The organism is Ruegeria sp. CDSA236, from assembly GCF_059611285.1.
Map to the genome: position 1 here is coordinate 320,158 of NZ_JBXWPG010000003.1, position 13,515 is coordinate 333,672.

The following is a 13,515-nucleotide window of genomic DNA, read 5'->3' on the forward strand; positions in this document are numbered from 1 at the left end:
AAAGCTAAGTTCATGGGATATGACGTGTATCCAGTTAATTGTGTGGGAGGTCAGCTATTTGCGCGGACCAAATCTCGGAGTTCGTTTTTGCGGATTTTTCCGGTAATGGTCTTGGGCAGCTCACCAAAGATCACCTTCTTTGGCCGCTGGTATCCCGCAAGACGGGCTTTGGCGTGCGCCAGAAGCTCATCCTCGGTGGCCTCGCCGGAAAGCTCCACAAAGGCACAAGGCACTTCGCCCCATTTCTCATTCGGCATCGCCACGACGGCACAGAGGCTGACGGCAGGATGCGAATAAAGCGCCTTTTCCACCTCGATGGACGAAATGTTTTCGCCGCCCGAGATGATGATGTCCTTGGACCGGTCGCGAATCTCGATATAGCCATCGGGATGCTGCACCGCGATGTCACCCGACCAGAACCAGCCATCCTTGAAGGCTTTGGCGGTTTCCTCGGGCGCTTTCAGATAGCCCTTCATGACGATGTTGCCGCGAAAGACAATTTCGCCCAGCGTTTCACCATCCCATGGCACGGGCGCACATGTGTCGGGGTTCAGGACCAGCACGTCTTCCTACAATTCATACGCGACGCCTTGGCGGGCTTTCAGGCTTGCCTGTTCTTCCGCTGGCAGTGCTGCCCAATCGGGTTTTTCCGCGCAAACCACCGCGGGGCCATAGACCTCAGTCAGGCCATAGACATGGGTGATCGAGATGCCCATCGCCTCCATTCCTGCAATCACACTGGCCGGAGGTGGGGCGGCGGCGGTCATCATATTGATGTATTGCGGGAAGTCGCGTTTTTCCTCTGCGCCCGAGATCATCGACATGATGATCGGCGCTCCGCAAAGATGGGTGACGCCATGATCGGCGAAGGCGTTATAAATCGCGTCGGCCCTTGGCGCACGTAGGAACACATGCGTCCCGGCCAGCATGGTGATTGTTCAGGGAAAGCACCAGCCATTGCAGTGGAACAGCGGCAGCGTCCACAGGTAAACCGGATGATGCCGCATTTCCCATGTGACGACATTGTTGACCGCGTTGGTCCAGGCGCCACGATGGGAATAGACAACACCCTTGGGCCCTCCTGTGGTGCCTGACGTATAGTTCAGAGCAAGTGCGTCCCACTCATCCTCCGGCAAGGAATAGGCAAAATCCGGGTCGCCTTCCGCCAGCAGCGCATCATAGGTCAACGTGCCGATTTTCTCGCCGCCCGGGCCTTCACTATCCTCGATATCGATGACCAACAGGTCACGGCCCGATTGGGCGACGGCCTCAGTGGCCAGATCGGAAAATTCGGTATCGACCAACAAAACCCTGGCGTCGCCGTGATCCAGAATATAAGCGATCGTGCCCGCGTCCAGCCGCGTGTTGTTCGCGTTCAGAACCGCGCCCAGCATGGGCACAGCCAGCGCGCATTCCAGCGCCTCGGGGATATTCGGCGCAATCAGGGCGACGGTATCGCCCTTGCCGATATCGCGTTTGGCCAGGGCAGAGGCCAGCCGTTTGCAACGTTCCGCGACCTCGCCCCAGTTGCGCCGGATGTGGCCATGGATTTGCGCCGGAAGCTCTGGATGCACGCGCTCGACGCGTTTGAGGATCGAAACCGGTGACAGGGCGGTGTGGTTCGCTGCATTACGGGCAAGCTCCGGGCCCTCGTAGATCATTCCCCGGTCCATTTAGGCATCGGTTCTTTGCGGGTGAAGGCCCCGATACCGGCCTCGGCATCTTTGGCCATCATGTTTTCCGCCATCGTGCGACCGGCAAAGGCGTAGGCCTCTTCCAGCGGCATTTCGAGCTGTTCGTAATAGGCACGCTTGCCGATCTTGACGGCGGACGGCGATTTGTAGGCAATGATCCTAGCCATTTCTGTGGATGCCGCTTCCAGTTCCGCCAAGGGCACCACGCGGTTGACCAACCCCATTTCGGCGACGCGGGCTGCGGGCAGGAATTCCCCCAAAAGCAACATTTCCATCGCCAGCTTGCGCGGCACATTGCGCGAAAGCGCGACCATCGGGGTTGAGCAAAATAGCCCGATATTCACGCCCGATGTTGCGAAAGTTGCGTTGTCGGCGGCCACCGCCAGATCACAGGACGCAACAAGCTGACACCCCGCCGCTGTGGCAATCCCTTTGACCTCGGCGATTACAGGTTGCGGCAAGCGCACCACCCGAAGCATCATCGCCGAACACGTCGCAAACAGGTCTTGGAAATACTGAAACCCACCGTCGGCATCCGCCCGGCGCGCCGACACTTCTTTGAGGTTATGACCCGCGCAAAAGTGATTGCCGCCGGTACGCAAGATCACTGCTTTGACACTGCGATCTTCTGCGATTTCGTCAAATGTGTCAGACAGAGCGCGTAGCATCGCCTCTGACAACGCATTAATCGACTTGGGCGCGTTCAGAGTCAGAACGGTAACGCCATCGATGTCAGCCCGCAGGATCAAATCATCGTTTTGCATTTCGCCCTCATAGGCCATTGAGTGGAACTTTCAGCATAGGTGCGCCGCTTTCGTCGCACGGGATTTCGCCGGCCCGCATATTCACTTGCAGGGACGGTATGATCAGTTTGGGCATCGCCAGCTGCGCGTCACGCTCCGTCCGGAACTTGATGAAATCTTCGCGCGATTTGCCAGCACCCACATGGATGTTGTCGGCACGTTGCTGGCCAATTGTGGTCTCCCACGCGATGGCGCGCCCACCGGGGCCATAGTCGTGGCAGATGAACAGGCGCATCTCGCCCGGCAGGCTCAGCACGGTTTGGATAGAATCGTAAAGCTGCCCTGCATCACCACCCGGAAAGTCTGCGCGGGCTGAGCCGCCGTCAGGCATAAAGAGCGTGTCACCGGCAAAGGCGGCGTCGCCAATCACATGCACCATGCAGGCTGGTGTGTGGCCCGGCGTGGCAATCACAAAGGCCGTCATTTCGCCAATGGTGTAGGTGTCACCATCCTCGAACAAAGCATCAAACTGCGACCCGTCGCGTTGAAATTCCGTGCCTTCGTTGAAGATTTTGCCGAAGGTGTCCTGAATTTCGATGATGCCTGCACCAACGCCAATTTTGCCACCCAGCCTATCCTGAATTTAGGGTGCAGCAGACAGGTGATCGGCATGGACATGGGTTTCAATGATCCACTCCACCGACAAGCCTTGTGACTGGATGGCGTCGATCAAAGCGATCGGCACTGTCGTAAGTGATCCGCCCGGCGGCGTAATCCATATCCAGAACGCTGTCGATTATTGCACAGGCGTTAGATGCGGGGTCTTTCACGACATAAGAAATCGTGTTGCAGGCAGGATCAAAGAACCCTTCGACACTAGGCTTTGCTGCCATATTGAGATTTGGGAAATTTGTTGAAGGTTCCATGATTTATTCCAGCGCGCCCCCGGCCTTTTTCCAGGCGCCAACGCCTCCGGTCAGGTTCACAACGGGCGACAGTCCCATATCCATGGCCACCACCGCCGCCATGGCAGAACGCCCACCCGATGCGCAATAGAACACGTAAGTCTTATCTTGACTGAACTCCGGCTTGTGCGCAGGACTTTCCGGGTCGATGTGGAATTCCATCATGCCGCGCGACGATGCGACAGCACCCTCAATGACGCCGGTTTTGGCCTATTCCGTACCATCGCGCTGATCGACAAAAACGTGATCGAGCGAGCCTACCAAGGCCAATGCCTCTTCGGCACTGATCGCAGGCACCGCTTTCGTGGCCACCTTTACGATGTCTTTCGCGCTTTTGGTGATCGTCTGAGCCATGTTTGGTTTCCTTTTTCGATTGGTTTTGAGCCAGTCCAATAGTGCGTCGAGCGGCCAATTTATGGCACCGCTACAGCCGTATGCGCAGGCAGAGGCCACATGAGTTTCTGTGCCGCTCTCAGTCAAATTGCGAGATCAAGACGGGGCTTCCAGAACGGGCGGAACAGCTCGATCTTGGGGCAGCGGTTCATCACCACCTTCAGCCCCGCTTCTTCGGCAAGCGCGGCCGCGCGGTCATCATAAACGCCGATTTGGCCCCAAAGCACCTTGGCGCCGATTGCAATGGCTTTCTCGGTGATCGCGTAAAGTTCCTCTTTCGGGCGGAAGACCTCGACCATATCCACGGGCCGGTCGATCTCTTCCAGCGAATGAACGACAGGTATGCCGCGAATTTCGATCAGCTTTGGGTTTGGATTGACAGGGATCATGTCATAGCCCGTTTCGTGCAGCACACGCAGCACGCCATAGCTGAACTTGGTCTTGTCGCCACTGGCCCCCACCATCGCAATGGTTTTGACCGAACGCAGGATGTCCGCCAGATATTCGGGCGCGTAATCATACAGGTGATCGATGTCAGCTTCGGGCATTTAAGCCTCCTTAGGGGTCGCGATATCCGCCTTCAGCTCATGCGGCTCCAGCGGATCAAGGAAGGGGTTGCGATAAAGTTTGTCGTGGCTTTCGACGCCGATTTCCAATATGCAATCGCTCACCGCGCGGGCCACACACAGCAGAACATAGCCATTGTTGATCTGGCGATTGTTCAACGCCACTTGCCTGCGCTGATCCACTTCGCCAGCTGTCAGTTTGGCCGCACAGGTGATGCAGCCGCCGTATTTGCAGCCATAGGGCAGATCGACTCCCTGTTCGCGTAAAGCGTCCAGCAACGGACGGCGGGCGTCGACCTGATAGGTCGCATCATCGCGGTTGGCGATTGTGATTGTGCGGGTTTCGCTCACAGCCAGATGTCGCTTGTACAATCGCCACCGGGATAGCGGGTTTCATGGCAGCGGCTTGGTCCGTTTGGCTCTTTGCCAAAATCAACAACGAAATCTTCGTTGATTTTCATACCGCCGTTTTCGACATCACAGTCGATCATCAGCATGACACCGCCCTGGGTGCGAATTTCCGGATAGAACTGGTTGTCCCAGGTCGAGAACAGCGAGGTCGTGACATAAAGCCGTTTGCCATCAAGCGAGAGCTGATACATTTGCGGCCCGCCTGCCACTTTGACGCCATTGACCTCGGGCGCTTTGCCCAAAAGCCCGCCCATCCAAACCTGCCCGGTCAAAACAGGATTATGCGGGTCAGAGATGTCGTACTGGCGCATATCGCCGTGCAACCAGTTATTGAGGTAAAGGTATTTGTCGTCCATCGATACAAGGATGGCCGACATCACACCGGGCACGGGAATAGGCCATTCGGGATGCGGTTCATTCTCCACATCAATGATCTTTTCCCATTCCCATTTCCCAGCTTCGGACTTCCAGAAATGGATGACATTGGCGCTAAGCGCGGCACCGCAGAACCCATGTGTACTGTCAGGATCATGCAGAAACTTTACCTCCAGCGGGATCAGGCCGTCTTCGCCGAGATACATCGTCTCGACCGGCACCTTTTTCTCAAAATCCCAGATGTGCAGGCGGCGACCGTATTTCAGGTGGCCCACTTCTTCCAAATCAAACCCTGGCATGAATGTGTTGGGTGCGGCCCATTCGGAACTGACCATCACGTTATGGCGCGGCTGGTACCAGAAGTCATAACCAAACGGGATATCGCCCATTGAGTTTTCCCAACGACCAACGATCTCGAATTCTTTGTTGAGGTGCAGATAACCACCGGGCGCTTCGCCCTGTGCGTCACCTAAGAAGGAAATGATGATCTCAGAGCCCAAACAATGCACGGTGTGTGGGCCGCTCAGATTGGTTTTTGACTTGATCTCGGCCCCGTCAATCACCTTATGAAGGCGTGGAGCAAACGGGTCCGTCGCGGTGTCGATCACATGGATATTGTTGGACCGCACGCCTGGCACCAGCAGGTATTTACGGCTCATGCCAGCGTCGTCGTGGCAGGAAGAACAGGCATTCCAGCCCATGTGATGCAATTCATCCCCGATGCCGGGCATCTCTAAGCGATGGATGACTTGTGAATAGGTCGGGCTTTCCGGGTCGGCGTCCACGGTGGCTAGGTAGTCCGGCCTTTGAATGCCGGTGCCGGTGTAGATGGCAATTGTGTACAAGAGTTTTTCACGCGGCGCTTTGATCGCCTCGGCAGGGCTTGCATACCCCGGGCCACAACATGCTCCGTCCATCTTCACATTCCTCCCTTGCGATCATTTGAAGATTCTCGTAAATCGATAAAAAGATTCTCGCAAGGTAAAAATATGCATCTGGAACGCCTGACATTCATCCTCGAAGTTGTTGGACAAAAGGGCGAGACTACAGTGGCCGAGATTTGCGCTCATTCTGACCTGCCTAAGCCGTCTGCCTACCGGTTGGTGCAGGACCTCGTCGGTGTTGGTCTACTGGAACCTGTTGCCCGTGGTACATTCACAATCGGCTCCCGCCTGAAGCGGATCACGAAAAGTGACCACTCTGACCGTGCACTGCTAGAGGTGATTGCGCCTGCGCTAAAGCAAGCCGCTAAACAATATGGCACCGCATTTTTCCTGTCCCGTCTGCGCGGAAAATCCGTGGAAATTATTCACGTTGAAACACCTGACACTGGGGTCTCCTATCTCCATCCCGGTTTGGGGAAACGACCCTTGCATGCCTGTTCCTGCTCTAAGGCCGTTGCTGCATTCTCACCCGACTTGTTTTTGACCAGCGAAATGGAAGGCCGGCTGCGCGCCTACACCGAATTCACCCTGACAAACGTGCAGGACTTGGAAGCCGAGTTTGACACCATTCGCAATCGCGGCTTCGCAGAATGCGTGGAAGAGATTGAGCGCGGCATGTGTTCGGTGGCAGCTCCCCTTGCGCCAAGCGGGCCAGGTTCCACGATGTCCATCGGTGCAACCGGATCGGTACGGGTCTTTACGCCAGCGTTCCGCGAAAAACTTGGTCCCCAGATCTCCCTTATTGCGCGTGAAATGTCTGCAAATTTGGGTTGGGACGCGGCGCAGGATGCCAAAATATCAGGCTAACTTTTAGGTGGTCTTCGAATGTGGGCCTCTTCTAAATCTGATCTGAACTGACCTCCGCTCCACACAAACAAAAAAAGCAACGCCGGACGTTCGAACGTCTCGCAGCATCAGTCAGTAAGGGCTCAGAGCCGACCTCAGATGCGGCGCGGCATCTGCCAGTTTCGCAGAACTAGCATCGTGGCAGAACGGCCCATAAGAGACATTCTACAACCGAGCGGATTACTGAAATACAGCGTTGCAAACCGGCGTTTGCTGCCCGTGCATACCCATTCGCAGCAAAATCTACACTATCCGGGAAAGACCGGTATTGGTCACGACAGCGGTCGTTCTAACATTTTGGCTGCAGACAAGCTGTCAGGCGGTACAAAAATCTCGCAGTATCGAGTTAAAGAGCCCCGGCTTCTCTAAATGCGTCGCGTGAGCACATCCAGGTATCACGGCGAGGTTGGCGTCGGGAATTGATTGCCACAATTGTTCGGTTTGGCTCCATGGATAGGTCCGATCCCGGTCACCCCAAACCACCAACGTACGGGTCATGATATCCGCCAAATGTTTGGCGCCGCTCCAACTTTCCATTGCGTCGAGCCCAATTAGCATGGTTTGCAGGCTGCATTGTTCTGCAATCATAGCACAGTCCTCATAGGCCGCAGCTTTTCCCCGATCAAGAAACCAGGTTGCCGCAATACGTCTGGCTGTGGCTCTTGGTCCTTCTGTATTGGCCCGATGCTTTGAGGTGTCGATTGTCTCAAACCGGCCGGGTAAAATGCCGATTGTTCCGGTTCCGTACAGCACCAACTGGTCGATGCGGTCGGGTGCACGGGCAACCATTTCCTGAACGATCATCCCGCCCATTGAATGGCCGATCAGGATAAACCGCTCAATCCCACGCGCGCTTAATTCTCTCAGCGCCCACTCGGCAAAGCCCGCAATACTGGCGGGGGCCTCGAGATGTGCGTTTTCACCAAATCCCGGTAGATCCAGGGCCACGACATTGAAACCGGCCAGAGCATCGACTTGCCCCAACCAATGCCGACTGCCGCCCAAAAATCCATGGACGAATACGACAGGTGTCATTTGCGCCCACCCTGTACAATGCGATCAAGGATCATGGCGCAGAAAAGGATCGCAAACCCGGCGAGGATGCCTTGGCCCACATTGGCATATTGCAACGCTTCCAGCACGTCCTCACCCAGCCCCTTGGCGCCAATCAGCGAGGCCACGACGACCATCGCCAGCGACAACATAATCGTCTGGTTGATCCCCGCGCGGATCGATGGGCTTGCTAATGGAAGATCTACCTTAGTGAGCAAGTACCACTTATTGGCACCGAAACTAATAGCTGCTTCGCGCACGCTTTCTGGTACACCACGCAGACCAAGAACGGTCAATCGTACCACCGGTGTGCCGCCAAAAATCATCGTGACCACAACCGCCGCTGGCTTTCCAACGCCGAAGAACGCAATCACAGGCACCATGAACACGAAGGCTGGCATGGTTTGCATGAAATCCATGATCGGCTGGATAAACGCATAGAACCGTGGGCGACGGGCAGCAAACATGCCGAGCGGAATTCCGATAACAATCGACAGACACGCCGCTGTCCCCAACAAGGCCAGCGTCGTCATGGCACCTTCCCAGAAACCCAGCAGGCCCATATAGGCCAGAAATGCGCCCGAATAGATCGCCGTTCTGATGCCCGCTGTCAGCCAGGTCAGCAGAATAATCAAGCTCGCAATCACGATCCATGGCGTCTGAACCAGTATGACCTCTAGCGCATCCAACAGAGTGCGGATGCCGAATGTCAGCCCATCAAAGAAGGTCTCGCTGTTGCGTACGCACCAGGCGATGAAATCTTCTACCCAAGTGATACTGGTCAGGCGGATGTTTGGGTCTGTCGGAAAATGGCTAAGCAGTGAAAAGCGCCCTGGGAAGCTGTAATGCAACATTGCCGCGGCGACGATTAACGCCATGAAGATTGCGCTGAACACGATCTGCGACACCGGCATGGCCGAACGGATCGAACGATCCGATAGCCACTCCGAGAAACGCGCCTCAAGCGCCCAGTTCGCCACCTGTGACTGTATGAATTTGATGATGATCAGTATGATCAGGCCGGTTAGAATGATGTAAGGACCTTCAGCTGCCATCGCCTCGGCCTCGGCACGGATACCCCCTATGTTTTCTTCAAGCGAGTCCACCGTTCGCTGATAGACATCGATCTTGTCCGAATTGTTTTCGATAGCCGCCGCCAATTGCTGACGGCGCAGTTCAAGCGTCCCTTCAATCGATGCAATACGCTCCATTGCCTCGGCTGCCAGATCGCCGAACAACCCTCGCGCAATCTGCACAAAGGCTATTGTTTCGAGGATCAGAAATGGTAACGCCCATGACCACAGACCTCGCGCACCGAACCAGACCGGACCAAACAATCCGGCCATCAGATTGAAAGTTGGTGTAAAGCGGGACGATGCACCAATCTTGTCGAAATTACGGATGTAGTAGTCAGGGCTGGTGCGCACAAATGTGCGAATGTTTTCACGCCGCTCTTCGGCATAGGCAAGGGCCGCTTCGCTTTCGGTATCTTCCAGCGGGTTCACATCAGAAATGCTCATGACACTTCGGTCCCTTCGATCACGGTGCGCAACAGATCGGCACGGGTTATGACGCCAACATCCACGCCGCCGTCCTCCACAAGGATTGCGCTACTGTTGTCGATCGCCAGATTGATCAGCGTGCTCAGATTTTCGTCTTCATTCACGCGCGGGGCATCCGACGGTAGCGGTCCATGGGCCGCAATATGTTCTGGAATTGGCCGCATGACCGCATGGGCGCGCACAACTTTGAGGCGTGAAATACCCGCAACGAAATCAGCCACATAGTCATCAGCGGGGTTCATCACGATGTCTTCGGCTGTCCCGATCTGCACCACCTTGCCGTCCCGCATGATGGCGATCCGATTGCCGATGCGGACGGCTTCATCAAGGTCATGGGTAATGAAGATCGTAGTCTTCTTGAGAATCTTGCTCAGCCGGATGAATTCATCCTGTAATTGTCGCCGGATCAGCGGATCAAGGGCCGAAAACGGTTCATCCATCAAAAGCACGTCGGGGTTGGCGGCCAAGGCGCGGGCCAGACCCACACGTTGTTGCATGCCACCGGACAGCTCGTGTGCGAACTTTGACCCCCAGGCGCCCAGTTCGACAATATCGAGAATAGCAGCAGCCTGACGCATGCGTTCATTCTTGCTGACCTGTCGGATTTCCAGTGGCATTGCCACGTTATCCAACACCGACCGATGCGGCATCAGCGCAAAGTTCTGAAACACCATACCGATTTTGTTGTTGCGAAACTGCTGAAGCTCTTTTGGCCCCAAGGCCATGACATCAGTGCCTTCGATTTCGATCTTACCAGCTGTCGGCTCCAGCAGTCGGTTGAAATGGCGAACCAGGGTGGATTTACCGCTGCCTGACAGACCCATGATGCAAAAAATCTCACCCCGGTTTACCGACAGGCTGACATCAGCGACGCCGACAACACAGTTGTATTCGGCCAGCACTTGGGACTTGTCCAACCCGCGGTCGCGGATCGCCTGCAGCGCCACCTCGGGTCTGCCTCCGAAAATTTTCCAGACATTCGAAATTTCGATAACGGTGTCGTCGCTCATAGGTCCTCCAGAGATCTGCTTTTGGGTGGCGCCAGCAGATGCCGCCACCCTGTTTCTGGAAGTGGGATCAGAGACCCAGCCAAGCGTCGACGCGATCCGGGTTCGCATCGACCCATTCGCGGGCAACCTCTGCCGGATCGCGACCTTTGCCGCTGATCTCATAGGCGAAACCGCTGACATCATCTGCAGTCAATGCGAAATTCGCGAAGAAATCAGCAATCGCAGGTGAGCGGTCTGGCAACGTATTGGACCATGCGATCTGGACGTTCTTCAGGGCGTCTTTGGTGGCAACACTGGATTTGCTATACCAATCCGGATCGTCCGATGGCTGCACCATCACGTATTTTGCCGGGTCGAACGTCGGCTCGCTCAGCATTTGAACGTCGAACATGTACCAGACCGCGTGTGGCTTATAGCAATAGAAGGCATAGCCCTCGCCTTTGGCGATGCTGTCTTTGATGCGCGCGGTCTTCACGCTTTCTTCTGCACGCACGGGCTCGATGAAATCAAGCAGACCGTAGTCGCGCGTTTTAACCTCATTCACATTGGCCGAGGCCCAGCCCGGGGCGCCAATCCACATCTCACCCTTGCCATTGCCGTCGCTATCCATCAGGGCAGCGACGTCAGGGCGGCCCAGATCAGCTATGTCGGTGATATTGTTGGCCTCACCAAAGGCCTTGCTGACGCAAAAACCCTGATTGCCTTCGTAGGGGTTCGAGGACAATGTTACCGTACCGGCCTCGTCGACATATTTCTTGGTAAAGCTCTCCTGATTGGGCAGCCACACATCTGGATGCACGTCGATGTCACCTTTGCCCTGATCCATGGCTTGAAAGATGGTTGCATTGTTACCGGGCACATATTCAACCGTCCCGCCGATGCGCGTTTCAACAACGGCACCCAGAAGATGAGCGATTGCCTGCGCCCCGGTCCAAGACGGCACACCGATTTTAACCTCTTCCGCCGCGAATGCGGGCATCGCATAGATACCTACCGCCGCTGCCATACCAAATGCCTTTAGCTTGTTTCTCATGATAGTCTCCTCTGTTGAATTGCGCCGTATTTTGGCGTCGTTTTTTTTAGTCAATCTCATTCACATCACTCGGCGGTGTCGTACAAAGTCGTCTCGGGCTGCGACTTCGGACGGAAGGGGAAAAGGGGGACAAACCGCCAGGCCCTAGCTTAAAGTCTAGAGCATGAGGTTTTCTGAGGGCCAATTCGAACATTTCATCAAACTATTCCCGAAATGCATAGTTTTGAGTATGCTCGACCAATGCTTCCTTGGAAATGCAGGTACACACATTGGATTTGAACTGGCTGCGCGACTTTGAATGCCTCGCCCGGACACTGAACTTCACCCGAGCCTCCGATGAACGCAACATCACACAATCCGCATTCAGTCGTAGAATCAAAGCGTTGGAGAGCTGGGTCGGGCTGCCTCTGGTCAATCGCGCCACCTATCCTGTTCAATTGACAGAAGCAGGTCAACAATTCTTGCCGGTCGCTTTAGCGGCGATCTCACAACTGTCAGAATCCCGTCAATCGCTGCGGGATGCCGATCGTGGGGATAGCCGTTTCATCCGGTTTTCGGTCCTCCACACGATCGCGGTTAATTTTTTGGCAAGTCGCATCGAAGAGTTGCAGATGCAAATTCCCGATCTGCGCACTCGAGTATTGTCCGATTCCCTAAGCACCTGCTGTGACCTGTTGGTCGAGGGCGCAGTGGACATTCTCTTGTGTTACAATCACCACTCGGTTTCACCGATGATTGATGAAACCGCATTTGAGCGAAAAGACCTTTTAAAGGATCGTCTGGTACCAGTGGCTACAGCTGATTCAGCGCGTGCCATGTGTTGGAGTCTCGCAGAGCAGGATGGCCCACCCATCCCCTATCTAGCATATGATCGTTCTTCGTTTTTAGGCATGGTTGTAGAAAATACCATAGACCGCAAACCCCTGAACGCCGAGACGATTTATGTTGATAGTCTGGTTGAGACAATCAAGAGACGCCTGATTACCGGAAGCGGCTTTGCCTGGATGCCCGAAACTGCGATTTCGCCAGAGCTGGACGCGGGATTGCTGGTGCCAATCGGCGATGACGCGTGGTGTGCCACCTTGACGATTTCCGCATTTGCCAATCCGGCGACCTTTGATCAGACAGCGCAACAGCTTTGGGACCAATTATGAACAAAGGTATCTGTTGACTTACAGATTGCCTCCGAACGCTGTGGCGCACTTATTCAATCGCCTAAACTTGCCCTGCGTGGGAAAATTCGACAATCGCCTGGACAAGCAGGTCAATCGTATCAATGGCATTGACCTCGGCCGCAACACTATCAGCGATGAGCGAGAATTCTGAGCAAGCCACAAGCTGCAGGTCGGCCCCTGCGGCAACAAGTTCTTTCGAGGCAACTCTTAGTGTTTCGCGCGCCTCTTCGCACGGACCGTCCGTCTTAATTTTCCGGATCGCTGCAAGCATCTTTTCATCACCTGCGGGCCAAACCACCGACAGCCCGCGCCTGTGCAACGCAGTCTCGAATAGATAAGTACGTTGTACGGCTGGCGAGGCAAGCATTCCGATACATCCCCCTGACCCAAGCGCCCGAGCTGCATATTCAGCTGCCAGTTCGATCAAGTTCAGCATGGGGATGTCCACGGAATCCGTAATCGCCTTGGCATAGTGATGGGCGGTGTTGCACGGCATCGCCAGCGCTAAGGCTCCAGCATCTTCAAGCCGTCGCGCCATAGCGGCAAGCGTCGGCCCCGGATCCTCGCCGACGCACTCGAGCAGATGACGAACCCGCGATGGCACCTGCGGGTTCATGTCGATCAACAAAGGTATGTGGTCTTGGTCATCAGTTGCGGGTACTGCCGCCACCAGCTTGCGCTGGAGAAGGATAGTCGCTTCGGGGCCCATACCGCCAAGAATTCCAACCGGGCACAGTGTCATGGT

Annotated in this window: 13 protein-coding genes and 2 pseudogenes; 2 read left to right on the forward strand and 13 right to left on the reverse strand. The window is 55.5% G+C overall.

Features of this window, described 5'->3' with window-relative positions; all coding sequences use genetic code 11:
- Positions 1-50: 50 nt before the first annotated feature.
- The 8 genes and pseudogenes from AC2FLB_RS07565 to AC2FLB_RS07600 all read right to left on the reverse strand — a co-directional run bounded on the left by AC2FLB_RS07565 (position 51) and on the right by AC2FLB_RS07600 (position 6,064).
- Positions 51-1,661, reverse strand: a pseudogene (locus tag AC2FLB_RS07565) (AMP-binding protein).
- The gene (locus tag AC2FLB_RS07570; protein WP_496708982.1) at positions 1,658-2,458 is read right to left on the reverse strand and encodes an enoyl-CoA hydratase; all 801 of its coding nucleotides are present in this window, start codon (positions 2,456-2,458) and stop codon (positions 1,658-1,660) included. The pseudogene AC2FLB_RS07565 and the gene AC2FLB_RS07570 overlap by 4 nt, the downstream one beginning before the upstream one ends.
- Positions 2,459-2,465: 7 nt before the next feature.
- Positions 2,466-3,363: pseudogene (locus tag AC2FLB_RS07575) on the reverse strand (MBL fold metallo-hydrolase).
- Positions 3,364-3,366: 3 nt separating this feature from the next.
- Entirely contained in the window at positions 3,367-3,597 is a 231-nt protein-coding gene (locus AC2FLB_RS07580) for a rhodanese-like domain-containing protein (RefSeq protein WP_345742134.1), read from the reverse strand.
- Between the two features lie 15 nt (positions 3,598-3,612).
- Positions 3,613-3,756, reverse strand: coding sequence for a hypothetical protein (locus AC2FLB_RS07585; RefSeq protein ID WP_334223335.1), 144 nt, complete (start codon positions 3,754-3,756; stop codon positions 3,613-3,615).
- 122 nt (positions 3,757-3,878) lie between these two features.
- Complete coding sequence (locus tag AC2FLB_RS07590) at positions 3,879-4,343, reverse strand: CoA-binding protein (protein ID WP_142640390.1); 465 nt, start codon at positions 4,341-4,343, stop codon at positions 3,879-3,881.
- Positions 4,344-4,712, reverse strand: a complete 369-nt coding sequence (locus tag AC2FLB_RS07595; protein ID WP_142640391.1) for a 2Fe-2S iron-sulfur cluster-binding protein — start codon at positions 4,710-4,712, stop codon at positions 4,344-4,346.
- On the reverse strand, positions 4,709-6,064 hold the full coding sequence (locus AC2FLB_RS07600) for a selenium-binding family protein (protein ID WP_282022528.1): 1,356 nt from the start codon (positions 6,062-6,064) through the stop codon (positions 4,709-4,711). The genes AC2FLB_RS07595 and AC2FLB_RS07600 overlap by 4 nt, the downstream gene beginning before the upstream one ends.
- A 72-nt stretch (positions 6,065-6,136) precedes the next feature.
- Here AC2FLB_RS07600 and AC2FLB_RS07605 point away from each other — a divergent pair, with 72 nt between their 5' ends.
- Positions 6,137-6,898, forward strand: a complete 762-nt coding sequence (locus AC2FLB_RS07605) for an IclR family transcriptional regulator (protein ID WP_496690604.1) — start codon at positions 6,137-6,139, stop codon at positions 6,896-6,898.
- Positions 6,899-7,252: 354 nt separating this feature from the next.
- Here the strand turns inward: AC2FLB_RS07605 and AC2FLB_RS07610 are convergent, their stop codons facing one another.
- The 4 genes from AC2FLB_RS07610 to AC2FLB_RS07625 all read right to left on the reverse strand — a co-directional run bounded on the left by AC2FLB_RS07610 (position 7,253) and on the right by AC2FLB_RS07625 (position 11,595).
- Positions 7,253-7,972 carry an alpha/beta fold hydrolase gene (locus tag AC2FLB_RS07610; RefSeq protein WP_496705748.1) on the reverse strand — a complete coding sequence of 240 codons (720 nt, stop codon included), beginning with the start codon at positions 7,970-7,972 and terminating at the stop codon, positions 7,253-7,255.
- A complete protein-coding gene (locus tag AC2FLB_RS07615) occupies positions 7,969-9,510 on the reverse strand; it encodes an ABC transporter permease (RefSeq protein ID WP_496691942.1) in 1,542 nt (513 codons plus the stop codon). Before AC2FLB_RS07615 ends, AC2FLB_RS07610 begins: the two co-directional genes overlap by 4 nt.
- Positions 9,507-10,562: a quaternary amine ABC transporter ATP-binding protein gene (locus AC2FLB_RS07620; RefSeq protein ID WP_142639705.1), complete on the reverse strand. Its 1,056-nt coding sequence runs from the start codon at positions 10,560-10,562 to the stop codon at positions 9,507-9,509. The genes AC2FLB_RS07615 and AC2FLB_RS07620 overlap by 4 nt, the downstream gene beginning before the upstream one ends.
- A 67-nt stretch (positions 10,563-10,629) precedes the next feature.
- Positions 10,630-11,595, reverse strand: a complete 966-nt coding sequence (locus AC2FLB_RS07625; protein WP_496708983.1) for an ABC transporter substrate-binding protein — start codon at positions 11,593-11,595, stop codon at positions 10,630-10,632.
- A gap of 254 nt (positions 11,596-11,849) precedes the next feature.
- On the opposite strand from AC2FLB_RS07625, the gene AC2FLB_RS07630 reads away from it, so the two are divergent.
- A complete protein-coding gene (locus tag AC2FLB_RS07630) occupies positions 11,850-12,749 on the forward strand; it encodes a LysR family transcriptional regulator (RefSeq protein WP_496709004.1) in 900 nt (299 codons plus the stop codon).
- Positions 12,750-12,810: 61 nt separating this feature from the next.
- Here AC2FLB_RS07630 and cuyB read toward each other — a convergent pair whose 3' ends face one another.
- Positions 12,811-13,512 (reverse strand): cysteate racemase, encoded by a 702-nt coding sequence (gene cuyB, locus AC2FLB_RS07635; protein ID WP_496691939.1) that lies wholly within the window; start codon positions 13,510-13,512, stop codon positions 12,811-12,813.
- Positions 13,513-13,515 lie beyond the last annotated feature (3 nt).

What these genes read in the sequence shown, in the direction of transcription:
- cuyB (WP_496691939.1), bottom strand. Translation starts at nt 13,512, where the DNA reads ATGACACTGTGCCCGGTTGGAATTCTTGGCGGTATGGGCCCCGAAGCG.
- AC2FLB_RS07615 (WP_496691942.1), bottom strand. Translation starts at nt 9,510, where the DNA reads ATGAGCATTTCTGATGTGAACCCGCTGGAAGATACCGAAAGCGAAGCG.
- AC2FLB_RS07630 (WP_496709004.1), top strand. Translation starts at nt 11,850, where the DNA reads ATGCAGGTACACACATTGGATTTGAACTGGCTGCGCGACTTTGAATGC.
- AC2FLB_RS07605 (WP_496690604.1), top strand. Translation starts at nt 6,137, where the DNA reads ATGCATCTGGAACGCCTGACATTCATCCTCGAAGTTGTTGGACAAAAG.
- AC2FLB_RS07600 (WP_282022528.1), bottom strand. Translation starts at nt 6,064, where the DNA reads ATGGACGGAGCATGTTGTGGCCCGGGGTATGCAAGCCCTGCCGAGGCG.
- AC2FLB_RS07585 (WP_334223335.1), bottom strand. Translation starts at nt 3,756, where the DNA reads ATGGCTCAGACGATCACCAAAAGCGCGAAAGACATCGTAAAGGTGGCC.
- AC2FLB_RS07620 (WP_142639705.1), bottom strand. Translation starts at nt 10,562, where the DNA reads ATGAGCGACGACACCGTTATCGAAATTTCGAATGTCTGGAAAATTTTC.
- AC2FLB_RS07590 (WP_142640390.1), bottom strand. Translation starts at nt 4,343, where the DNA reads ATGCCCGAAGCTGACATCGATCACCTGTATGATTACGCGCCCGAATAT.
- AC2FLB_RS07570 (WP_496708982.1), bottom strand. Translation starts at nt 2,458, where the DNA reads ATGCAAAACGATGATTTGATCCTGCGGGCTGACATCGATGGCGTTACC.
- AC2FLB_RS07610 (WP_496705748.1), bottom strand. Translation starts at nt 7,972, where the DNA reads ATGACACCTGTCGTATTCGTCCATGGATTTTTGGGCGGCAGTCGGCAT.
- AC2FLB_RS07625 (WP_496708983.1), bottom strand. Translation starts at nt 11,595, where the DNA reads ATGAGAAACAAGCTAAAGGCATTTGGTATGGCAGCGGCGGTAGGTATC.